The following is a 21,724-nucleotide window of genomic DNA, read 5'->3' on the forward strand; positions in this document are numbered from 1 at the left end:
GCCCCCAGCAGCCTTGTGGATAAGCGCTATATTTAGCCCAAAACTGGTAAACGCTGAATGCTGGGCAGCTCCCTACGACGGGTGAGCCAGAGGTTGAGCCCAAAGCAGACGGAGCAAATCAGCGCAGCCATACCCAGTTGCGGCCAGATAGAAAAGGTAGTCTGGTAATCCCAGAGCTCAAAACCAGGCCCATCCGTGTACATACGACGGCTCACTCTTCCTCTCATGAGTCCAATTGCTAAAGCGCGAGTATCTGCAAAGGCAAAGTTATAAGACGAATTCCAGGCCCACAACAGTAAACCTGCAAATGCCAGCGCAATACCTTGCCTCAACTTCAACCTAGTAAATACAGCCGAAAGCAATTGGCTCAAAGCCATGCAGATCAGCAAGGTTAAGAAGATATTGCAGAAGAGGGCAAAGTAATTAGTGTAGGGAGAGAGTTCTACAGGAATTTTCGGGTCGCTGGGAAACTGTATTGGTCCAAAGACATTAGACCGGCTCCAGGCGAAAGCCATGCTTCCCAAAGAAGGGCGTATATTATTAATCCCAAATGGCCCTGGCGGAACTAACGCAACCAGCAGCGTAGCCAAGAGCGATAAACAAGCTGCGAGGATGGAATCACCAAGGGTTTGTGTGATGACTATAACCCTCCTAGGTATTGCATTGCTTACTAGGCTGCGGAAAGTTAAGACCGAGAAAACTGCACAAGCAACGAGCACTATGCAATCCTCAACATAGCCAAGATGAAACATCGGAGTTGAGTTGAGACCGACACTTCCTTTAGTGAGTACATTGCTAACAAAGCTAAACACAAGCGGCACGAGTGCAGCGACTAACCAGCAGAGGAAGGGGACCATGCGTGGCAGCATTTGCACCCGCAAGGCGGCCCATGTTTGCGATTGGCGCACGGTTTGGAGGCGCTCGCTCATTGGCCCGAATGGTTTCAGACGCGGTTTCATAGCTGGCCGCCTTCCGTGAGATAGATACAGTACGTTTGCAAATCTAAGGCTTGGGAGAGCACACCCTGCGGCAGATCGCTCGGCAGGTCACCGGCCACGCCCACTTGAATCATCTGCCCAAGTTTCTGCCGACTCAAGACCCTTGACCCGCGCGAGCGCAAGTAGGGGTCAATCTGTTCGGGCCGCCCAATAAGCCCGTAGCCCATGCCCGGAAGGCCTTCAAGGTCGAATGATGAAACCAAGCGCCCCTGATCAAGCACGTAGGCCTGGTTGATGAGGCCTTCTATTTCGCTAATGATATGGGTCGATATGAGGATTGCACGCTCGCGCTGCTCGTAGGCTTCTAAAATGAAGCGGTATATGAGCTTGCGCCCTGCTGCATCAACACCGTTGGTGGACTCATCCAAGAGCACGTAGTCTGCTGGCAAGCTCAGGGCCAGCGTCGCTTTAACTTCCTGCCGCTGGCCAAGAGACAGGGAGGAAAAACGCCGGGTGGACTCTATGCCAAAAGCATTGAGCATACGATCTGCGAAGGCCCAATCGAAATCACCATACAAGGTCTGTGCCAAGCGCAGGCAGCGGCGAACAGTTGCATAAGCTGGGTAGGGCCAGGTGCCATCTACCAAGGCGATGCGCCGCTGCAAGGACCCGCAATCTTCCAAACGTTTGCCATCTACCAGCATCATGCCGCTATCGGCTTTGAGTCGGTCGGCAATCACGTTGAGCAGGGTCGTTTTACCGGCGCCGTTGCGGCCAAAAAGCCCATAGATGAGGCCGGTCTGCAGGTCGAGACTCACCCGATCCAAGGCGCTCTTGCCCCGGTAGCTTTTCGTTACATTTGTAAGCGTCAAACTCATTGGTATTCCCTCTCGATAGCTGCCTTGAGCTGGCTGGAGCTAATGCCCAAAGCCTTAGCTTGAGCAACGAGCTGCCCGAGCTGGTGCTCCATAAGGTCGTCTCGCTGGGCCTTGCGCGCCCGTTCTTGCGCTCCGGTGGTGACGAACATTCCCAGACCCCGCCGCTTTTCGATGAACCCCTGACTTACGAGCAGGTTCATTCCCTTCAAAACGGTGGCCGGGTTGATGTTGTAGGCCACAGAAATCTCAGTAGTGCTGGGCACCTGATCCCCCTCGCCAATGCGGCCGGCGGCTATGGATTCACTCAGTTCGTGTGCCACCTGCCGAAAGAGGGGGGTCGTACTGGAAAAATCAAACTGCATAGTCTCTTGCCTTGCCGCTGCTGAGAGCCGATGACCCCAATCCCGCCATTGGGTGAACCATTCAACTCAGTTAGTTAATTACTTGTGTACCTAACCATATAGCCTATGAGTCTACAACGCAAGTCGAAAGTTATTATTTACAAGCTCGCTGCTGCTATAAGCGAGCGAGTATAAGGGCTGCGGGGCTGAGTAAGTACCTGCCGAGTGGGGCCTTCCTCGGTCATGTGGCCTTCTTCGAGGACTAGGATGCGCTCTGCCATGTGTTGGACTATTCCTAGGTCGTGGGAAACGATGATAATAGCGGTTTCGGGGCGGGCCTGACGGATAGTGTTGAAGGTTTCTAGTACAGACAGTCGGGCCGATACGTCGAGCGAAGACATGGGTTCGTCGGCAACTAGCAGGCGGGGGCTAGTTACGAGTGCTCGGGCTATCGCAATGCGCTGGGCCTGACCGCCTGAGCAGTCAGCTGGGAAGCGGTCCGCAAATTGGGCAGGGTCTAAGCCCACCGCCTCCAAGGCATCGAGCGAACGCTGGCGAATACTTTCGCTGCCCAATCCCAGCTGTTTGGCCTGAATACGCAAGGGCTCCCCTACCGAGCGAAGAGCTGGCCAGCGGGGGTCGAGGGAGGCGAAAGGATTTTGAAAAACTAAGCTCGCCTGCCTGCGCAAAGCCCGGTATCCAGCACTTGTGGGGCCTTCTAGAGGCAAACCGTCGTAGCACACCGAGCCCGCGTCCAAGCTTTCAAGGCCCAATAGGATCCGAATGAGCGTGGACTTACCCGAGCCAGACCCGCCCACGACAGCAAGACAGCTGCCCTGATTCACAGCAACCGAGACGCGGTCCAACACCAAGCGCGACTGCCTACCGTGTCCAAACGATTTGCAAATATCCTGGCCTTCAATCAGTGCTACTGCTGGCTCTTTCATCGTTTGCTCTCCTCATCAATGGTGGAGTCGCGCTCCGAATTGGCGCTCAGGCTTGCCTGCAAAGTCAACTGCCGGGCCGCCGAAACCAATCGCTGAGTTGAAGCTACCTGCGGCTGGTCAAGCAGCTGGGAAGTGGCACCGTGCTCCACTACCCGCCCCTGGCTGAGCACATACGAGACTTGGCAGGCCCTCGCCAAAACAGTGAAATCATGAGTCACAAAAAGCAAAGAGGCACCGGAGCCGTCCACCAGTCGCGTTAGCAGGTCGAGAATCGAACGCTGGGTAATAGAATCCAAGGCAGTAGTGGGTTCGTCAGCAATAATGAGCCTAGGCGCGGTTACCAGAGCCGTCGCAATGGCCACACGCTGCTGCTGGCCGCCCGAAAGCTGGCTGGGATACGCACTGGCAAGTTCCTTCCCTAAGCCCACCCGTTCCAGCATGCCCATAACCCGGTCCTGAAGTTCTTGCCGGTTGAGTTGATAATGCATACGCAGAGGCAAGCCGACCTGCTGAGATACCGTCAACACCGGATTGAGCGACATGCCAGGATTTTGAAAGACAGTGCCGATATAGGAACCGCGAATATCTGCCATTGCATTTTCCCCGATACCCAGAATCTCCTGACCAAAGAGGCGAATAGAACCCGAGGCCTTGGCTCCTACGGGCAGCAAGCCGAGCACAGCCTTCGTAATCATTGACTTTCCGGAACCAGAAGGACCGATAAGCCCCACTCGCTGGCCGTCTGCAACTTCTAGGCTGGCATCTTTCACGATGTGGCTGCCGCCTGCTTCCACGTTCAAATCCTCAATAACTAGGCTCATGCTGCCACCTTTCGTAGGGCCGCATTGGAGGCCGGATCAATAGCGTCGCGCAAGGCATCTCCGAAGAGATTGAGTGCCACGACCACTACTGTCACTACGAGGCCCGGCCACAAAACCGTGAGCGGATAGACGGCAATGAACTTGACCGAAGTAGCTAGCGAGTGCCCCCAAGACGGCAGACCCGAGGGCACGCCCACCCCCAGATAAGTGAGCCCAGACTCTGCCAAAATGGAAGTGCCCGCGGAGAGAGAAAGCTGAACCGCCATAGGCTGGGCAATGTTGGGCAAAATGTGACTGATGAGAATCTGCCAGCCCGAGGCACCCGAAGACAGGGCTGAATACGTGTAGTCCGCGTTGGCTGCCAGCAGGGCTTGAGGCCGAACCACGCGGGCCAGATTGAGACCGTAGCCCAAGCCGCAGGCCAGTACGATGACCGCCACCGAAGCACCCATCGGAACCGCTAAAATCAGCGCAATCAATACGGTTGGAATTGAAATTAAGGCGTCAACGAGCACGATAGAGGTGTTCGATAAGGCAGTAGAGCGCGAGACCGTAGCCGCTACCAGCAGCGTGCCCAGTGCGGCCGCAAAAGATACCGTCAGTATGCAGATCGCCAAGTTCGTAGATGATCCTGCTAGCAGCCAACTCAAGAGGTCCGCACCTGTACCATCAGTGCCTAAAAGGTGGATGCGAGAGGGAGTCTGCCAAGCTTCATAACCGTTGGTGGCCAGCAGCGGTTGTGGTGTCCAAACCAGTGAAACGAGCGCAGCAAGCACCCATAACCCCAAGATAAGCACTGCGAATTTGCCCTCTGGCTTAGCCCATACGCTCGATGTAACAATACGCGTGCGCCTCCAGAACCGGGACAGTTTGCCGGATTGTTGGGCTTTACTTGCACTTACAGGCTTGGCAGTTGAAATTGGCTCTCTCATGCGTTCACCTCCCCTACGGCACTAGACGCTTTCAGCCTCGGGTCGAGCGCCCGGTGCAGGAGGTCGACGATAAGTCCGACACCCAAGAAGAAGGCCGCCAGCATGAAGAGCTCGCTTTGCACCGCTATCAAATCGCGATTGCCCAAGTCAGTGACCAAGCCAGAGCCCAAGCCCGGAAGTGCGAAGAGATTCTCCACCACCATCGCTCCAGTAATCATTTCGGCAAAAGTGAGCCCTACTACCGAGACTAGCTGGGGAAGAGCCAAACGCAGGCCAACGCGCACTAAGGCCTGATTGTGGGTCATACCGCAGGCCCGAGCCATGTCAATCCAGCCGGAATCAGCCAACTCGCCTAGGGCCGAGCGCGTGTATCGCATGAGACTGGCACCCACCAAAATGCCCAAGGTAAGGGCCGGTAAAGTCAATGATTCCAAGGCTTGCCCAAAGTCTGCCCAGCCAGATTCAGGGAAGCCTTGTGAGGGAAGAAGACCTACGAGACCAACTCCGCGAGAGAACAGCAAAATCAGGAGGAGACCACCCCAGAGGGCCGGAATTGAGCCGCCCACGATGGAGAGTATGTGGTAAAAAGAACGCAGGCGGGAGCTAGATGCCATCAATGAGAGACAGCCCAGAGGAATGCCGACTATCAGCGCAATGGCTAAGCCCAGCGTTATCAGGGGAAACGTTAGGGCTGCGCGAGACCCGACTTGGGCCGCTATGGGGCGCCCGGTGAGCATAGAGAGACCGAAATCACCGTGAAGGAGGCCCAGCATCCAATCCCCGTATTGCTGAGGCAGGGAGCGGTTAAGCCCCAACTGGGCGCGCAGGGCCTCAACTCGGTCGGGAGGCGCATTAAGGCCAGCCATAATCGTGGCCACATCGCCCGGCAGAATGCGCAGGGCAGCAAAAATGACCAGCGAAATAGCAAGCAGGGCCAGGGCGAACAGCAGGAGTCGGCGGAGAAGGAAGCGCATAGTCAGCTCCTAGCTGCGAGGCTGGGCAGGTCGAGCAAGCTGTGCAGACAGCCCGCTAGGCATCACAGACACATTCGGCTGCCGCCCTGCATTTGCGCTAGTTGCACCGGTAACTGAGCACCCGCCTGGGCTCGGTTGACTTGCGCCCGGCTGGTAGCTAACTCCCCACAAGGGCATCAAGGTCTGGTTCAGCGAGAGCGGGAAGCCCGAAACGCCAGCCAGCATAGCTGTGGTGATTTGATAGTTAAAGAGCCAGTCGGCGGGCGCATCTTGGCTCACCTGACGGGCGGCTTGTGCTAGCAGTTTAGCGCTCTCCTGACTACTGCGAGCGCTCATGGCCTGTTGATAGAGTTCCTGCACTTGAGGACTATCGTAGCCGTAGTAATACTTGGGATTGGCCCACTGGGCAAAATCGTGGCTCTCCGAATGGTCCACCAGCGACAAATCGTAGTCGCGGTTGGTATACACGTTCTGCATCCAAGTGGAGAACTCCACCACCTGCACTTGTAGGTCAATGCCTATGGGTTTCAGCTGCGAGCGCAACTGTTCGCCGAGCTCACTGCCGTACGTGTTGGCGTAGGTGAGTCTGAGCTTGAGTGGATGTTCGCTGCTATATCCAGCCTGCGCCATCAGTTCCGTGGCCTTGGCCAGGTCGTGCGGATACAGCCCGCTCAAGTCTTCGTAGCCCGGATCCAGCTTGGGAATAGGGCCACCTAGGCGCAGGTCTGAACCGCCGCGCGAGGCGATAAGCTGCTGGTGGTCGATAGCGTAACGGATGGCCTGTCGCACGGCCGGATTGCTGGTTTTCTCACCTTTGCCATTGAAAGCCAAGACATACTTGTCGGTTCCCTCCCCCACTTGCAGCTTGTAGCGGTCCTTGTCTTGCTCGAAGGGAGCCGTGAGGTTGGCACTAATCGGGGCCAGCACTTGCACATCGCCCGACTGCAAGGCGTTGACAGCCGCATTGTCGTCTGCAAAGTAGCGCAGGCGAAGCGTAGGAGTTAGGGCCTTGTGCTGCCCCCAGTAGTTGGGATTAGCCTTGAGCGTTAGGGAGTCGTTGGGCACGAATTGGGAGACCGTATAAGGCCCAGAGCCTAGCGCCTGGGTTTTTGAATCATACCGGGCGTTTTTTTTGAATACTAAGCCCGGCCGCCCGGAAAGCACCCACAGTAGGTCGGCGTATGGGGCACTGAGCTTAAGCTCCACGGTCTGCGGATTGAGGGCCCGTATAGAGTGGAAGTTGCGCAGCTGCTCTGCGTCGTGATATTTGCGCGTCACAAGTTCGGAGATAGACCAAGCCACATCGTCAGCGTCGAGCTTATCTCCGTTGGAAAAAGTAATACCCCGGTTGAGCTGGAAGGTGTAAGTAGTGGCATCTTCGCTGACAGTCCAGTTGCTTGCCAAGGAGGGCTGGACTTTATTGTTGCTATCTCGCAAAACTAGACTTTCGTACACGTTGCCAACTAGGGCCTGATCGAGGGCCGAACCTGACTGGTTGCGAATGTCGAGATTGGTGGGAGCCAGCTTAAGCCCAACGCTCACCGATTCGGCGAGTTGACTGCCGCTGCTCGCTCCTAACTTACGAACGTTCTGCCCAGCCCACAAAGAGCAGATAAGCGCCAGTGCCAAGCACAAGCTCAACAGCTTCCACGGTAAGGTATTGCCCCCTCGCGGAGCGTTCAACCGCTGATTTAAGAAGGCATCCGTGCTGGGCCCATCTTCTTGCGATAGGCTCGATTCGGCAGCCCCGCTCTCAGGCCCGGGCTCGCCTTGTGCAGTTGGGGTCGTGCTGCCTGTCGTGTGCACGCCTTCGCTACCATAGCTCATAAAACCACCTCAAAGTTGGTTGGCCGCCTTAAGGGTCGACCACCTCCTCTCAGTGTAAACCCCGGACTGGTCGCTTGCAGGCCAAGGCCGTAGAATGAACCAGTAAGGCAGTGCCCGCGCGAAATTCAAGGAGACTGGGATGCTTGTCGCCGTCGATATTGGCAATACCAACACCGTCATCGGTTTTATGGAGGGCGAGAAAGTTCGCGGCTCCTATCGCATCGCTACGCGCTCAGACCAGACGGCTGACGAATATGGCATGCTGCTTACCGACTTTTTGCGCGCCAGCAGCTACCGACCATCAGACGTTGAAGGCGTTATCATCGCATCCGTCGTGCCCAAGGTTATGCATTCCTTCCGCGCCGCTATCGTGCGCTATTTCGACCGCGAGCCAATGGTGGTGGGGCCCGGCATTAAAACGGGGTTGAACATTCGCTTAGACGATCCCAAATCGCTCGGGGCTGACTGCCTAGCTGACTGTGTGGGCGCTTTCGCCACTTACGGCGGCCCCGCACTCGTTGCCGACTTTGGCACAGCCACGACCTTCAACTACGTGGACGCGCAGGGCTCCATCCGCTCCGGGCTCATTACCGTGGGTATCAATTCGGGAGCTAAGGCCCTGTGGTCGCAAACTGCCCAGCTGCCCGAGGTGGAAATTACCAAACCCGGCACCATTATGACAACCAGCACGAAAGATGCCATGCAGGCCGGACTCTACTACAACTTCCTCGGCGGATTAGAACGCATTATCTTACAATTCCGCCAAGAGATAGATGAAGACTTCCGCGTGATTGCTACGGGCGGTTTAGGGCGCATTTTCGCTTCAGAAACGCAACTCATCGACTGCTACGACCCCGACCTCATATTTAAGGGCATGGCGTATATGTATGAGCGCACCTTGCAGCAGGCCCTGAAAAGCAGGCGCAACTAGGCCTACACCCAGAACAGTTGCTCAACTAAGTCAGGAGCTTAAAGGTATGCGTGAAGCAAATCGCATGGGCTGGCCGCTGTAAGGGTCTACGAAGCTGAGCTCTCGGGCAACCAACTGGAGGGGTTGACTGAAATCATCGTATGGCCGGTTGATGACTTCCGGGTAGAGGTCGTCTCCCAAGATGGGCAACCCTAGCGAATTCATGTGTACCCGAAGCTGATGGGTTTTGCCGGTGTGCGGATGGAGGCGGTAGGTGCGATGGCTGCTCCCCCGGCCGCCATTCTTGGCGAGGAGCAGTAAAGGACTAGTATCGTCTATCTCGATTGTTGTTAAGGTATTGGGATTGCCAATCACTTCGCGCGCCTGCATGCGGCCGGGTTGCTTGTCGATGCGCGAGCGGCGCTGCAGGGGGAACACAGCGGGCGGGTTCAGCGCGGTCAGAGTGCCGGTTGAGGGGCGCACGATAGGTCGAGCGGGTGCCAGACATTCGTAGACTTTTTCAACAGTTCGACTCTGGAAGAGCATTTGATAAGCCCCGCGAGCTTTGGGCTCCCGCACAAACACCAAGACCCCAGCAGTGGCCCTGTCCAAGCGGTGGGCAGGAATGATGTCGGGCTCACCAAAGCGCTGACGTAAGCGCATAAGAGCAGAGCTCAAGTACCACATCCCCCGCGGCGTGGTGGGCAAAAAGTGAGGCTTATCGATAACGATGATGCGTTCGTCTTCGTATAAGACGCTCAGCTCAAAGGGAATATCGGGCTCACTCGTGACCCACCGGTGCCGCTTAGAGGCCATTGCAGACCTATTCGACCGTTACTGACTTGGCCAGATTCCTAGGCTTATCTACGTCTAGACCCTTATCCTTAGCCATATCGAGCGCAAAGAGCTGGAGGGGCACAACATCGACCAAGGGGCTCATGAGCGTGGGGCAAGCAGGCCGCCAGAAAACCACGTCTGCATAGCGCTCAGCATCAGGATCACCCTCTTCTGCCACGGCAATCACAAAAGCACCGCGCGCCTTGACCTCTTCGATAGCTGAGATGACCTTGTTGTGGAGTAAGTCACGCCCGCGTGAAGACGGCACGATTACCACAATCGGTTCACCGGGCTCCACCAGAGCGATAGGCCCATGCTTGAGCTCGCCCGCAGCAAAGCCTTCAGTGAAGGTGTAGGCAATCTCTTTGAGCTTCAAAGCGCCTTCCATAGCTACCGGATAGCCCACATGGCGACCTAAGAAGAGGAAGGACTTAGCGTTAACCAAACTCTTAGCGGCGCGCGCGACAGTCTCAGTTTGCGTGTCGAGCACCTGCTGAATCTTCTGGGGCATGGCCTTCAATGAGTCCACATGCTGGTGAATCTCATCACGGAACATGGTGCCTTTGACCTGAGCCAAGTAGAGGCCAAGCAGATAAGATGCCACAATCTGAGCCACGAAGGCCTTGGTAGAAGCCACGGCAATCTCGGGGCCTGCGTGAGTATAGAGCACCGCATCAGACTCGCGCGGGATAGTCGAGCCCTGCGTATTGCAGATAGCCAATACCTGAGAGCCTTGCTCGCGAGCGTGGCGGAGGGCCATCAGCGTATCCATGGTTTCGCCCGACTGCGAGATAGCAACGATAAGCGTGCGCGGGGTCAAAATCGGGTCGCGGTAGCGGAACTCGTGGGCTAGCTCCACCTCGACCGGAATGCGCACCCAGTGCTCAATCGCATATTTCGCCACCAAACCAGCGTAGGAAGCGGTACCGCAAGCCACAATAATGATCTTGTCAATCTGACGGAAGGTCTCGGGAGCGATGCGCACTTCGTCGAGGTTCAAATCGCCGTTGGCATCAAAACGTCCGAGCAGAGTGTCGGCTACAGCCGTGGGCTCTTCGTGAATTTCCTTGTCCATGTATGAATCCCAGCCGCCTTTTTGTGCAGCCGAAGCATCCCAAGTGACCGTAAATCGCTTAGAATCAGTGACCTGATTGCCGTCAAAGTCAGTAACTTCGACCTGGCTACCACTAATGCATACAGCTTCGTCTTGGCCCAGTTCCATAGCTTCCTTGGTGTAAGCCACGAAGGCAGCCACATCGGAGCCGAGGAAGTTTTCACCCTCGCCCAAGCCAACGACGAGCGGCGAATCGTGGCGAGCACCAACGACGATACCAGGCTGGCGCACGTCCACTGCCAGAATGGTGAAAGCACCGGTCAGCATGCGAGCAGTGCGCCGTACTGCCTTAAAAAGATCGGGCGAACCGGTAGATTCAACAATTTCGTTGGCAATCTTGCCTAAGAGCTTGGCCACCACTTCGGTGTCAGTGCTCGAAGCGAAGGTATATCCCTCTGCTTGCAGGTCGAACTTCAGCTGGGCAGCATTCTCAATAATGCCGTTGTGAATCAGACCAATATTGCCATCTTGGCTAATATGGGGGTGAGCGTTCACATCGTTGGGCTCGCCGTTAGTAGCCCAACGGGTGTGACCTATGCCCGCCGTAGCGTCAGGCATAGGCTGAGCTTCTATATCTTGCACGAGATTGCTCAACCGGCCAGATTTTTTCCGCCAGGCCACGCTCTTCATTCCGGGTGCTACTAAAGCAACGCCCGCCGAGTCATAGCCACGGTATTCTAGGCGGCCTAAGCCCTGTAAGCACACCTCAAGGGGCTTACCGCAAACGGTCTGAGTACTTGATGCATATCCTACGATTCCACACATGACTCACTAGTCTATGCTGCGGCCTACCGTACTTACGCTAACAGCGGGTCTTCTTGCCGGAATGTCTACAAGACGGTCTGCAAGAAGGCCTGGAAGCGCGGGCTTTGCGGATGGTCAATAATGGCAGGGCCGCCCTGTTCCACTACCACGCCTTCGTCCATAAAGACAATCTGTTGGGCCACTTCGCGCGCAAACCCCATCTCGTGAGTCACGACCACCATCGTCATCCCCTGGGCCGCCACCTGCTTCATCACACCCAGCACCTCGCCCACCAACTCAGGGTCGAGCGCGGAAGTGGGCTCGTCAAAGAGCATGATTTGCGGGTGCATGGCTAAGGCTCGGGCTATGGCCACTCGCTGCTGCTGGCCGCCCGAAAGCTGAGCCGGGTAGTAATCGAGCCGGTCTCCCAACCCCACACGCTCCAGCTGCTGGATAGCCTCTGCCCTGGCCTGGGCCTTTGAAACCCCGGCTACATGCACCGGCGCTTCCATAACGTTGCCTAGGGCGGTCATGTGTGGGAAGAGGTTAAACCGTTGAAAAACCATTCCTATCTTAGAGCGCTGGCGGGCAATTTCCTTGTCATCCAAGCGCTGCAAGCCCTGAGCGCCGTTGATGCGCTTGTAACCAGTCAATTCGCCACCCACGATAATGTCGCCGGCAGTGCGCTCCTCCAGCTGGTTCATGAGTCGCAGCAGAGTGGACTTTCCTGAGCCCGAGGGGCCAAGAATCGCTGTAACTGTGCCAGGCATCACATCCAAGTCGATACCGCGCAAGACGTGGAGACCACCAAAAGCCTTGTGCACCCCGCGAACAACGATGGCTGGCTGCTCGCTGCCCTGTTCCGTTTGCTGCTGCTTCATCATACTGCCCTCCTGCATCTGCTCTAGCGTCATGCGTTCAACCCTGCCATCATCACTTGATTGACTTTGTCCACTTTTTGCTTGGTCTCAGGATCAGCAGACGTGTGGCCCTTATCTCCAGAAGGCCTCTTCCCCACAAGCGGTCGTGAGTCAAAGCCCTTACCGTAGTGCTTCTCCAATCGAGCTTGGATGACCATAAGCACGGAAGTAATCAGCAAGTACCAAATGCAGGCCACTATAAGCAGCGGTATGGTCTTGTAAATGCGGTTGGCGATAGCGTTGGTAGCAAATTGCAGCTCAAGAGTGAAGGGCACGGCCAGGGCCAGCGAAGTAGTCTTGAGCATACCGATGGTTTCATTGCCGGTAGGCGGCACGATAATACGCATAGCTTGTGGCAAAATTACCCGTCGCATAATCATGGACCGGGGCATACCAAGGGCTTGCGCCGCCTCACTTTGACCCGGGTCAACTGCTTCAATACCAGCGCGCACAATCTCAGACAAGTAGGCAGCTTCGTTGAGTCCCAGCCCTAAGACCGTAGCAAGCGTAGCATTGAGCACATCTTGCGTATTGATCGAGAAGAATTCAGGACCAAAGGGGATGCCTAGTGCCAACTTGGGCACCAGCACTGCGAAAAGCCCCCAAAAGACCAGCTGCGTATAGACAGGCGTGCCGCGGAAAAACCAGATAAAGAACCAAGAAACCCAGCGCAATACAGGATTGGCAGACTTGCGCATGACCGCTAAAACGATCGCCAGCGCCGTAGCCAAGACCATCGCGTACACCGTGAGCAGCAAGGTCCATTTGATGCCTTCGAGCACATGCTCATTAAAGAGATACTTCCAAACGGTAGGCCAGTCAAAGTTCGGGTTCGTTACCATGCCGTGCGCCAACATAGCAACAAAAATAGCCACTATAACAGCAGCTACAATGGGCCCGGGCTTCCTTACCGGCCGAGCATGAATCCTGCCCGGTATATCGAGTCCGTCGTCTTTTTTGCGCCCAAACATGTCGCTCCCTGCTTCCCTACGCACACTTACGATTGCCAACCATACTGCTAGCTCCACACAGCAGCGAGCGGACCTCGTATTGAGACCCGCTCACCTGCCGCTGAGAGCTTCGTTTAATCTGCCACTTCCGGGTTGATTTCAGCCTTATCAATGGCGCCCGACTGCACGCCCCAGTGCTCCATAATCTTGCTGTAAGTGCCGTCGTCAATCAACTTCTGCATGGCCTTCTGCATAGTCTCAACCATCTGCTTGTCGCCCTTCTTAATGGCGATGCCTTGCAACACCACGTCAGAATCCTTGCCCAGCTGCTCAAGCTTGCCGTCGGTCTGCTTAATGGCATAGCCCGTCACCTGCGAATCAGCATAGAACACGTCAATCTTGCCTGTCATTACGGCGGTCGCAGCGTCAGTTTGCAGCTTGTAAGACTGCACTTCGATGTCTTTCTTGCCCTGCGCCTTGCAATCCTTGGCAAGCTTGTCTGCTGCCTGCTCCTCCATTGTGCCCGTCTGCACACCAATCTTGGATCCACACAAATCACTGTCGTTCAGATTCTTAGGATTGCCTTTTTGCACAGCGAAGGCAGTCCCAGCCTTGAAAGCGGATACGAAGTCGACAGCCTGTTCGCGCTCCTTGGTAATGGTAAACGACGAAATACCAGCGTCGTATTTGCTGCCAATAGCCGGAATAATAGCATCAAAAGAAGCTGAAGCCATCTTAGGCTTGAGACCAATGACTTGAGCCAAAGCGTTGGAAAGATCCACATCGTAGCCAATCGGAGTCTTGCCGTCTTTACCCACAAACTCACCGGGCGCATAGGTGGTTTCCATACCCACAGTGAACATGCCATCGTCAGAGACCGACTTGGGCACGAGTGCTGCAATAGCATCGTCTTTTTTGATACCAGAAACATCGAAGGGGGCCGGATGCGAGCTTGCAGCGCTGTCCTTGCCCGATTCCTGAGATGCTGGCTCGTCTGTAGTGCCACAAGCCCCCAAACCCGCGAGCAAGACAACGCTGATTACCGCTGCACCTAACGCTTTATACGACTTCATGACCCTGTCCTCTCTCCTATTTACAACAAGCCCGGCACCGTCAATTCCGTCGATATTTTGCCGACCAGCTCCCGTTGCCTGAAGACTATTATGCGCTGCTTTGCATGGTTATGCAAATGTATGAATATTCACTACTTTTATGCAGTTCAGCTTCGAAGAGTTTGCTTGGAAAAACAGCGAAACTGCCCTTCACCTGCGCTTGTGAGCGGTGCTAAAGCTCGGCGTGTCGCACTGAAGGCACTAAACACAAAAAGCTGCCCCCCCCCCAAGACAGCAAAAAGCCCCTACCTGTTCCCAGATAGGGGCTTGAGCACAATCACTTAGCCATGCAGATTCTTATAGCGCATAGCCCTGAGAGCCTCGCGCTTGTCTTGCTCTTCTCGAAGGGTCTGGCGCTTGTCATATTCCTTCTTACCGCGAGCCAGAGCAATGCTGACCTTGACTCTGCCGTCTTTAAAATACAAGCTCAGCGGCACGATGGTGTAGCCCTTAGCCTGCGTCTGCCGAGTCAACTTCTCAATCTGCTGGGCATGCAACAAGAGCTTGCGCTTGCGCTTGGGAGCGTGATTATTCCAAGTGCCATTTAAATACTCGGGTATGTTGGCCCCTTCTAACCAGACTTCACCAGAGCGGTCAATCGAAATGAAAGCCTCCACCAGCGAGGCTCTGCCCTCCCTGAGCGACTTTACCTCGGTGCCAGTCAAGGCAATACCTGCCTCATACTGGTCTTCAATCAAATAGTCATGCTTAGCCCGGCGGTTTTGGGCGATCAGCTTGGTACCTTGCTCCTTGGCCATAGCAATCCCCCTTCCTACAGAGCTTCGGCAGCCCTCCCAGCGAGAGCTAGCCACTATGTGACAAACTGGCTACGACAATAGCACGAGGGTGCCACTGTAGCACAAGTGACACCCTCACGTGTTGAACATATACCCTAGCAACTGAAAGTGCCGGAGACTCAGCTCATGAATCAGTAATGCACGTATTCGTAAGCGCTAGCATTGTAAACAATCGCAGAATGCGGGAAGGTGGCAAAACCAGTTCCACCCTCAGAAATGAGCACAGAACCGTCTGAGTTAACGCGTTCAACCACAGCCACATGCCCATACATGGGGTCGGCGGTCCAGTTGGTTACACGCTGGCCACGAGCAAATACCATAGCCGCGCCTACGTGCGGCGTATTGTTAACCAGATAGCCATACCTTCGACCACTGTTAGCCCAATCAGCGCCGTTGCCCATATAAGAGCCGACGGGCAGCCCAAGTTCAGAGCGGCGAATATAAGCCCAGAGTGTGCACTGTCTTGCAGGGTAAGCACTACCACCGACGGTGTTCCCAGTTGCGTGTCCGTAGCAGAAACCCGAACCGGAAGGGCACGAACCAGGTACAGCATAGTCCATACCTGAAGCTGCACCGCCGCCAGCTACAGGGGCAGGAGCCGGAGCTGGGGCAGCTGCAATAGGCGCAGTAGGAGTTCCACTGACTTGCTGAGCTCCGCCTGTGGCAGGATTCGCCGTCGCAGCAGCAGCCGACTGTTGTGCCGCCATAGCATCGATCTCAGATTTCATAGCCACAATGTCAGCGGCTTCTTGGGCGCTCTGAGACGTTAAGTTACCCTTCTGAGATTCCAAGGCTTCGCGTGCTTTCGAGCCTTGGTCACGCAAGGATTTCAGCTGTTCTTGCTTATCTTGCGCATCTTGCGCCGCCTTCTGGGCAGCAGCCTCTTCAGTATCGGCCTGCTTTTTCAGGGTTGCAATCTGCTGCTCAATAGCCTCTAAGCGATCCTTGCGATTCTTAGAAGTGCTGATGGTGCCAGCAGCATCATTTGCAGCATTGGCCTGACTACGCGTAAGAGCAGCGTCCGACTGCATTTTGTCTACGAACTGCTGGGTAGAAGTAGACTTCGTAACCAATTCCATCACTGTCGAAGCGTCGGAACCATGGAAGCTTTTGCGCGCCATCTGCGCTACCGAATCCTTGGCATCATCGTATTCGATGCCCGTCTGCTCAATCTTGTCTTCCAAAGCTTGCTTGTCTTTGCGCGCTGCATCAAGTCGGTCGTTAGTAGCTTTTGCCTGACTCTTCGCTTGGTCAAGCCGCTGCTGAGACTCGGTCAAAGCCTGCTGAGCCGCGGGAATCTGATTGCTGTTGAGATCGTCTAGAGCTTCGATCTGCTGAGCAAGTTCCGAATCAACTCCAGCTAATTTACTCTTCAAAGCTGCATGCTCGTTGACTTTTTGCTGGTATTCACCCTGCGTTACAGCATGAGCTGGTTCAGTGCTGACGACAATACTAGTTACCGTGGCAGTCAGCAGCGCACAGCAGGCTAGTGAGAACCCTAAGCCGGCTCGTAATCGCTTCATCTGCTTCAAGATGGTTTACCTTTCCTTAACACCTGTACTGCCATATTCTAGATGGCAAAGCTCATAAATTGCTGAGTGTGTCGCTTTCTTCGCCTGACCAACACCTTTTTAGCCAAGCCAGAAAAACGCCCAGATTACACCTGCAAGTAGCGGCGCAGAGAAACCGTAGAGGCGAGCGCAGAAAGCAGCATGGCCCCAAGAATCAATGCGGGGGCTAAGAGCCAAACCGTCGTTTGATTAATATAAGGCATCCACTGCACCGTTTGGGCTAGCCAATCGGTAATAAATACCTTCACGATGGCGCTCAGAGCCGCTACGGACAGAACCGACCCCAGTAGCGAGGCCACCACGCCTTCCAAGATGAAAGGTAGACGAATAGTCCAGTTTGAAGCGCCCACCAACCTCATAATCTCAGTCTCGTTTCGTCGTGAGGCAGCACTTAACCGAATAGTGGTACCCGTGAGCAGGATGGCCACCAAAACCATAACAGCAGCCAATACGATGGTAACTACTGTTGCCCTGTTCAAAATGTTAAAGACTGGGTCGAATATTTGGCGCTGATCTTGGACTTCTTCCACCCCATCACGGCCAGTCAAAACTTCGTTGACGACCTGATACTTGGTAGGATCGCTGAGTTTTAAGCGCAAAGAATCCTGCATATCAGCAGCCGTGAGCGTACGGCCCTGATATGAACCATTGGGATACTGCTTGAGGAAGGTGTTCTTGTAGAAGTCTTCCCGACTCTCATAGCTAATCTTTGATACAGAATTACCCAATTCGCTGTGAATAATATTTTCCAAATCAGCAATCTGGGCCTGCGAAGGTGCCTTGCCCGTAGAGCATGAAGCCGCTTGGCTTGCGCCGTCAGGACACATCCACACTACTACCTCGACCTGTGTGTACCAGTCGCCCTTGGCTTTGGCAATCTGCGCCTGCATGAGCCCGGAAGCACCTATAAAGAGGAAAGAGATGAAAGTAACGAGCATCACCGAGAGAATCATAGAGCCGTTGTGTTTGAGGCTATCCCAGGTGCCAGAAAGAATAAACCGCAATCTCATTGTGCACGCTCCTCTACTTCATCATCAACAGACTCTTGCTCTTGAGCGTCCTGAGCTGCGCTTTCACGAAAATCCGATTCTTCTTGCTCTGCGACAGCCGACGGAGGCGTAGGAGGCACCGGCTCAGCAACTTCAACGCGCTCTTCCTGCTCCTGCTCGTCCAAACGCAATCCCTTACCCCATGTGAGCGTTTGTTCAACTGGCGCAAAGACTTCACCGTAGCGGCCCGTCCTGCCGGAATGCACAGAGGATGCCAAGCGAGCGATTCCTTCATCACTGAATTGACCATCGGCGGCCGGAAGAGCGGCAGCTGGGTCGATAGAAAGCGTCTCTGGGCCTAAAGCCTGCTGAGCTTTGGCTTCTACATCGGCGTCGGGGAAGAACTTAGCAGAATCGTAAGAACCGTGGCGTTCGTCGCGCATAATTTTACCGCCGTGCAGCTCAACTACACGCTTGCGCATAGAGTTCACGATTTCTTCGTTGTGGGTAGCCATTACAATTGTGGTTCCCGTGCGGTTAATGGCATCCAACACTTCCATAATGCCCAGCGAAGTAGTCGGATCCAAGTTTCCGGTAGGCTCATCAGCCAGCAGAATGCCAGGGTGATTCACATAAGCGCGAGCCAGAGCCACACGTTGAGCCTCACCACCGGAAAGCTCGTGGGGGTAGTTGCGCTCTTTGCCAGTCAAGCCAACAGTCTTGAGTACCTGTGGCACCAAGGTTTTGATAGTCGAACGGCGAGCACCAATCACTTCGAGGGTAAAGGCCACATTCTGCCAAACAGTCTTATTTGTTAGCAGCTTGTAATCCTGAAACACGAATCCGATAGAACGCCTGTAGAGCGGAATTTGGCGGCTCTTGAGCCTGCGCAAATCATTACCGGCTACCCGAATCTCGCCTTCAGTAGCTTCCTCTTCTCGCAAGAGCATACGCAAGAGAGACGTTTTACCAGAGCCGGATGCACCCACAAGAAAGACAAAATCGCCGCGTTCAACCTCAAGATTGATGCCATCTAAGGCTGGACGTGTCCCCCTAGGGTAAATCTTGGTCACGTCTTTAAGTGAGATCAGTGCCATACCCTCTCCATTCCATTGCGGTTCAATGCCTAAGACTACATGAGCTCTCTGAGAAGTGCGCTGGCTCCTAGAAGTATTCGCTCGAAAGTATCACGCACTCCAAATTCCCTTGCGATGCCGTCGCTAGGCTACCTACCCTCTTGTTCAGCTTGTTCCTGCCTGCGCTGCTGATGACGCCAGCGAATCCCCGCCTCAATGAAGGCATCGATATCGCCGTCAAACACAGACTGAGTCTGCGAAGTCTCGTAGCCAGTTCGCAAGTCTTTCACCATCTGATAAGGATGAAGCACATAAGAGCGCATCTGGTCTCCCCAAGAGGCTTTAATGTCTCCGGCAAGTTCCTTCTTCTTCTTGGCCTCTTCCTCATGGCGCAAGACCAAAAGTCGAGACTGCAAGACCGCCATAGCAGCAGCGCGGTTTTGAATCTGACTGCGCTCATCTTGCATGGTCACCACAATGTTGGTGGGCAAGTGGGTAATACGCACGGCCGAGTAAGTCGTATTCACACCCTGACCGCCAGGGCCAGAAGAACAGTAGGTATCCACCCGAATGTCGGAATCAGGCACATCAATATGGTCGGTAGGCTCCACTAGAGGAATGACCTCGACAGCCGCGAAGGAAGTCTGCCGGCGCCCCTGATTATCGAAGGGCGAGATGCGCACCAAACGGTGGGTTCCACCCTCTACAGAGAGACGCCCGTATGCGTAAGGCGCATCCACTTGGAAGGTAGCAGACTTGATGCCCGCTTCTTCAGCGTAAGAAGTGTCTAACACCTTCGTCTTGTATCCATGACGTTCGGACCAGCGCAGATACATGCGCAGGAGCATTTGTGCCCAATCAGCAGCATCCACACCGCCTGCACCAGAGCGGATAGTCACCACCGCGGGGCGCTCATCATATTCGCCGTCGAGTAAGGTCTGAATCTCCATATCGGCCAAATCTTTGCCAATGGATTCCACTTCGGTCTGCGCTTCGTTGAGCGTATCCTGGTCGTTTTCTTCGCGCCCCATCTGCTCAAGCGTTTGTACATCTTCGAGGCGGCTGTGGGCCGATTCGAGCTTGCGAAGCTGAGATTGGAGAGCGGAAAGTTTGCTGGTTACCTGCTGAGCGTGCTCCTGGTTATCCCACAATCCGGGAGCACTCGCCTCTTGTTCGAGTTCATCTATCCGCGAGCGCAGGGCATCTACATCAAGCGCTTTCGCAATCATCGTATATTTGGCCTGAGCTGCATTCAGGGCCTGAGAAAAATCAAATTCTGCCATCTGTTGTGTTTCTTTTCACTGGAAAATGTGCGCTGGTTTTGGGTTCGCTCCAGCGGTCAAAGGTCGTGATTGACGGCAGTGGCGCCTTGCTCGCTATAGATATTCATAGTTCTTCTAGTCTAACGAGAGCCGGCCCCAAATGTGGGTACCGGCTCTGCCCGTCGAGCTATTACTCGTCGCGCGCGGTGAGAATAATCGGATCACCCTCAGTAATGGCAATCGTATGTTCAGTGTGAGCGCCGCGAGAACCGTCTTCAGAGCGAATAGTCCAACCGTCATCTGGATCCTGGAAGATTTCGTCGGTCGTTGCCATAAACCAAGGCTCAATGGCAATCACCAAACCCGGACGCAGCTTGAAACCATGATGGGCCACACCATCGTTGGGAACTAGCGGGTCACCATGCATAGCATGCCCCACGCCATGACCGCCAAACTCCACGTTCACACTATAGCCCTGTTCATGAGCCACGGCACCAATAGCTGCCGAAATATCGCCTAGACGATTGCCAGAGCGAGCTTGATCAATACCAGCTTGCAGAGCATCTTCTGTAGCCTTAATCAAACGAAGGTCCTCGGGGTCTGCATGCTCGCCGACCACTAGGCTAATGGCAGAATCGCCCACCCAGCCGTCTACGTTAATTGCCAAATCCATCGATAGCAGATCGCCATCTTTCAAAACATAGTCAAAGGGCACACCGTGCAATACAGCGTCGTTGACCGACAGGCAGATGTAATGGCTAAAGGGACCAGTGCCGAAGTCTGGAGCATAGTCCACGTAGCAGGAAGTAGCGCCCTTGCGCGACTCAATCTGGCGCTTCACATAATCGTCGAGTTCAAGCAGGTTGACTCCTGGCTTAGCCATGCCTCTCAGGTTTTTTAGGATAGAGCCAACAAACTTGCCCGCAGGCTTCATTTGTTCTACTTCTTGCTTTGTTTTAATCTCAATCACTGCTCGTCGGTCCTTTCACGCGCAACTACTGCTTTACACTCTAAGCCCAAGGCTGCCCTATGCCAAGACTCAGCGCTGCTTACCGAAGGTAAAAGCGCGGATAAGAGAAGAAATTCCCAAAATTACTAGAGCACATCCACCGAAAATGACCAGCAGAACGGTAGAGCTTAAGGGGCTGATTAGGATGAAAATACCAGCGACAATAGAGATAACCGCACTGAAGATAGCCCAACCGTTGTGTGACACGGCCCAAGTTTCAGCCAGGGTTACCACACCTTCCATAATCCAGCCAATGCCCACAATAAGCGTGACCATAACGAGCAGAGTAGAGGCAGATAAGGCTGTGTTCTTAATGACAACTACGCCACCGATTGATAGCAATAGACCTACCAGAATGCCCAGTACTCGCCAGCCTCCAGGCATGCCCTGGGCCACCAGTGACGTTACCAAGCGCACGAGGCCCGAGATGATGAAGTATATGCCTAGGGCCACAGTGAATACAATCAACGTCTTACCGGGCACAATAAGGAGCGCTAGGCCAATAATCAGCGCCACAGCACCGACTATGCCGGTTACCATGCGCACCATATTGATAGACTTTTGAGACAACTCCTCTACAATAAGCTTGAAGGGATCGCGCGGCGGCATGTAATATCCTTGATTAGGCCGGTATCCCTCCTGATTGGAATCCTGCTTCTGGCCGTTGTACTGCTCCTGATATTGGTCTGAACTCTGATATTGACCGTTGTACTGGCCGTTGTTTGGATCGCTCATAAGCGCTTCCTTTCATTCGTTCATACTCCAACTCGTCTTC

At 54.6% G+C, this 21,724-nt stretch carries 20 protein-coding genes and 1 pseudogene; 1 reads left to right on the forward strand and 20 read right to left on the reverse strand.

Going from position 1 to position 21,724, the window contains the following annotated elements; translation table 11 throughout:
• Positions 1-32 precede the first annotated feature (32 nt).
• From R8377_RS05380 to R8377_RS05415, 8 genes and pseudogenes are all read right to left on the reverse strand, one after another.
• Positions 33-959 carry a hypothetical protein gene (locus R8377_RS05380; protein ID WP_317642472.1) on the reverse strand — a complete coding sequence of 309 codons (927 nt, stop codon included), beginning with the start codon at positions 957-959 and terminating at the stop codon, positions 33-35.
• Positions 956-1,816 carry an ATP-binding cassette domain-containing protein gene (locus R8377_RS05385; RefSeq protein WP_317642473.1) on the reverse strand — a complete coding sequence of 287 codons (861 nt, stop codon included), beginning with the start codon at positions 1,814-1,816 and terminating at the stop codon, positions 956-958. Before R8377_RS05385 ends, R8377_RS05380 begins: the two co-directional genes overlap by 4 nt.
• Positions 1,813-2,178, reverse strand: coding sequence for a GntR family transcriptional regulator (locus R8377_RS05390; protein ID WP_317642474.1), 366 nt, complete (start codon positions 2,176-2,178; stop codon positions 1,813-1,815). Before R8377_RS05390 ends, R8377_RS05385 begins: the two co-directional genes overlap by 4 nt.
• Before the next feature lie 137 nt (positions 2,179-2,315).
• On the reverse strand, positions 2,316-3,104 hold the full coding sequence (locus tag R8377_RS05395; protein ID WP_317642475.1) for an ABC transporter ATP-binding protein: 789 nt from the start codon (positions 3,102-3,104) through the stop codon (positions 2,316-2,318).
• On the reverse strand, positions 3,101-3,925 hold the full coding sequence (locus tag R8377_RS05400) for an ATP-binding cassette domain-containing protein (protein ID WP_317642476.1): 825 nt from the start codon (positions 3,923-3,925) through the stop codon (positions 3,101-3,103). The genes R8377_RS05395 and R8377_RS05400 overlap by 4 nt, the downstream gene beginning before the upstream one ends.
• On the reverse strand, positions 3,922-4,857 hold the full coding sequence (locus R8377_RS05405) for an ABC transporter permease (protein ID WP_317642477.1): 936 nt from the start codon (positions 4,855-4,857) through the stop codon (positions 3,922-3,924). Before R8377_RS05405 ends, R8377_RS05400 begins: the two co-directional genes overlap by 4 nt.
• Positions 4,854-5,831 carry an ABC transporter permease gene (locus R8377_RS05410; RefSeq protein ID WP_317642479.1) on the reverse strand — a complete coding sequence of 326 codons (978 nt, stop codon included), beginning with the start codon at positions 5,829-5,831 and terminating at the stop codon, positions 4,854-4,856. The genes R8377_RS05405 and R8377_RS05410 overlap by 4 nt, the downstream gene beginning before the upstream one ends.
• Before the next feature lie 153 nt (positions 5,832-5,984).
• Positions 5,985-7,658, reverse strand: a pseudogene (locus tag R8377_RS05415) (ABC transporter substrate-binding protein); the annotation flags it as partial.
• A 139-nt stretch (positions 7,659-7,797) separates the two neighbouring features.
• Here R8377_RS05415 and R8377_RS05420 point away from each other — a divergent pair.
• Entirely contained in the window at positions 7,798-8,589 is a 792-nt protein-coding gene (locus tag R8377_RS05420) for a type III pantothenate kinase (RefSeq protein ID WP_317642481.1), read from the forward strand.
• 30 nt (positions 8,590-8,619) lie between these two features.
• Here the strand turns inward: R8377_RS05420 and R8377_RS05425 are convergent, their stop codons facing one another.
• From R8377_RS05425 to R8377_RS05480, 12 genes are all read right to left on the reverse strand, one after another.
• Positions 8,620-9,384 carry a pseudouridine synthase gene (locus tag R8377_RS05425; protein ID WP_317642482.1) on the reverse strand — a complete coding sequence of 255 codons (765 nt, stop codon included), beginning with the start codon at positions 9,382-9,384 and terminating at the stop codon, positions 8,620-8,622.
• 7 nt (positions 9,385-9,391) lie between these two features.
• Positions 9,392-11,284, reverse strand: coding sequence for a glutamine--fructose-6-phosphate transaminase (isomerizing) (gene glmS, locus R8377_RS05430; protein ID WP_317642483.1), 1,893 nt, complete (start codon positions 11,282-11,284; stop codon positions 9,392-9,394).
• A 65-nt stretch (positions 11,285-11,349) separates the two neighbouring features.
• Positions 11,350-12,147 (reverse strand): amino acid ABC transporter ATP-binding protein, encoded by a 798-nt coding sequence (locus R8377_RS05435; RefSeq protein ID WP_317643721.1) that lies wholly within the window; start codon positions 12,145-12,147, stop codon positions 11,350-11,352.
• A gap of 26 nt (positions 12,148-12,173) precedes the next feature.
• Positions 12,174-13,154: an amino acid ABC transporter permease gene (locus R8377_RS05440; protein ID WP_317643722.1), complete on the reverse strand. Its 981-nt coding sequence runs from the start codon at positions 13,152-13,154 to the stop codon at positions 12,174-12,176.
• Positions 13,155-13,267: 113 nt separating this feature from the next.
• Entirely contained in the window at positions 13,268-14,206 is a 939-nt protein-coding gene (locus R8377_RS05445; protein WP_317642484.1) for an ABC transporter substrate-binding protein, read from the reverse strand.
• A 320-nt stretch (positions 14,207-14,526) separates the two neighbouring features.
• Positions 14,527-15,003: an SsrA-binding protein SmpB gene (smpB, locus tag R8377_RS05450; protein ID WP_317642485.1), complete on the reverse strand. Its 477-nt coding sequence runs from the start codon at positions 15,001-15,003 to the stop codon at positions 14,527-14,529.
• Between the two features lie 170 nt (positions 15,004-15,173).
• Positions 15,174-16,565, reverse strand: coding sequence for a CHAP domain-containing protein (locus tag R8377_RS05455; protein WP_317643723.1), 1,392 nt, complete (start codon positions 16,563-16,565; stop codon positions 15,174-15,176).
• A gap of 134 nt (positions 16,566-16,699) precedes the next feature.
• Complete coding sequence (gene ftsX / locus R8377_RS05460) at positions 16,700-17,623, reverse strand: permease-like cell division protein FtsX (protein WP_317642486.1); 924 nt, start codon at positions 17,621-17,623, stop codon at positions 16,700-16,702.
• On the reverse strand, positions 17,620-18,699 hold the full coding sequence (ftsE, locus tag R8377_RS05465; protein ID WP_317642487.1) for a cell division ATP-binding protein FtsE: 1,080 nt from the start codon (positions 18,697-18,699) through the stop codon (positions 17,620-17,622). The genes ftsX and ftsE overlap by 4 nt, the downstream gene beginning before the upstream one ends.
• A 128-nt stretch (positions 18,700-18,827) precedes the next feature.
• Positions 18,828-19,961: a peptide chain release factor 2 gene (gene prfB / locus R8377_RS05470; RefSeq protein ID WP_317642488.1), complete on the reverse strand. Its 1,134-nt coding sequence runs from the start codon at positions 19,959-19,961 to the stop codon at positions 18,828-18,830.
• Between the two features lie 169 nt (positions 19,962-20,130).
• Positions 20,131-20,910 (reverse strand): type I methionyl aminopeptidase, encoded by a 780-nt coding sequence (map, locus tag R8377_RS05475; protein ID WP_317642489.1) that lies wholly within the window; start codon positions 20,908-20,910, stop codon positions 20,131-20,133.
• Positions 20,911-20,979: 69 nt separating this feature from the next.
• Positions 20,980-21,684: an HdeD family acid-resistance protein gene (locus R8377_RS05480; RefSeq protein ID WP_317642490.1), complete on the reverse strand. Its 705-nt coding sequence runs from the start codon at positions 21,682-21,684 to the stop codon at positions 20,980-20,982.
• Between the last annotated feature and the right edge of the window lie 40 nt (positions 21,685-21,724).

The sequence above is a fragment of the Bombiscardovia apis genome (assembly GCF_033095945.1).
In the GTDB taxonomy this organism is placed as follows: domain Bacteria; phylum Actinomycetota; class Actinomycetes; order Actinomycetales; family Bifidobacteriaceae; genus Bombiscardovia; species Bombiscardovia apis.

Coding starts and splice junctions, on each gene's coding strand:
- R8377_RS05380 (WP_317642472.1), bottom strand. CDS start 959: ATGAAACCGCGTCTGAAACCATTCGGGCCAATGAGCGAGCGCCTCCAA.
- R8377_RS05385 (WP_317642473.1), bottom strand. CDS start 1,816: ATGAGTTTGACGCTTACAAATGTAACGAAAAGCTACCGGGGCAAGAGC.
- R8377_RS05390 (WP_317642474.1), bottom strand. CDS start 2,178: ATGCAGTTTGATTTTTCCAGTACGACCCCCCTCTTTCGGCAGGTGGCA.
- R8377_RS05395 (WP_317642475.1), bottom strand. CDS start 3,104: ATGAAAGAGCCAGCAGTAGCACTGATTGAAGGCCAGGATATTTGCAAA.
- R8377_RS05400 (WP_317642476.1), bottom strand. CDS start 3,925: ATGAGCCTAGTTATTGAGGATTTGAACGTGGAAGCAGGCGGCAGCCAC.
- R8377_RS05405 (WP_317642477.1), bottom strand. CDS start 4,857: ATGAGAGAGCCAATTTCAACTGCCAAGCCTGTAAGTGCAAGTAAAGCC.
- R8377_RS05410 (WP_317642479.1), bottom strand. CDS start 5,831: ATGCGCTTCCTTCTCCGCCGACTCCTGCTGTTCGCCCTGGCCCTGCTT.
- R8377_RS05420 (WP_317642481.1), top strand. CDS start 7,798: ATGCTTGTCGCCGTCGATATTGGCAATACCAACACCGTCATCGGTTTT.
- R8377_RS05425 (WP_317642482.1), bottom strand. CDS start 9,384: ATGGCCTCTAAGCGGCACCGGTGGGTCACGAGTGAGCCCGATATTCCC.
- glmS (WP_317642483.1), bottom strand. CDS start 11,284: ATGTGTGGAATCGTAGGATATGCATCAAGTACTCAGACCGTTTGCGGT.
- R8377_RS05435 (WP_317643721.1), bottom strand. CDS start 12,147: ATGATGAAGCAGCAGCAAACGGAACAGGGCAGCGAGCAGCCAGCCATC.
- R8377_RS05440 (WP_317643722.1), bottom strand. CDS start 13,154: ATGTTTGGGCGCAAAAAAGACGACGGACTCGATATACCGGGCAGGATT.
- R8377_RS05445 (WP_317642484.1), bottom strand. CDS start 14,206: ATGAAGTCGTATAAAGCGTTAGGTGCAGCGGTAATCAGCGTTGTCTTG.
- smpB (WP_317642485.1), bottom strand. CDS start 15,003: ATGGCCAAGGAGCAAGGTACCAAGCTGATCGCCCAAAACCGCCGGGCT.
- R8377_RS05455 (WP_317643723.1), bottom strand. CDS start 16,565: ATGAAGCGATTACGAGCCGGCTTAGGGTTCTCACTAGCCTGCTGTGCG.
- ftsX (WP_317642486.1), bottom strand. CDS start 17,623: ATGAGATTGCGGTTTATTCTTTCTGGCACCTGGGATAGCCTCAAACAC.
- ftsE (WP_317642487.1), bottom strand. CDS start 18,699: ATGGCACTGATCTCACTTAAAGACGTGACCAAGATTTACCCTAGGGGG.
- prfB (WP_317642488.1), bottom strand. CDS start 19,961: ATGGCAGAATTTGATTTTTCTCAGGCCCTGAATGCAGCTCAGGCCAAA.
- R8377_RS05480 (WP_317642490.1), bottom strand. CDS start 21,684: ATGAGCGATCCAAACAACGGCCAGTACAACGGTCAATATCAGAGTTCA.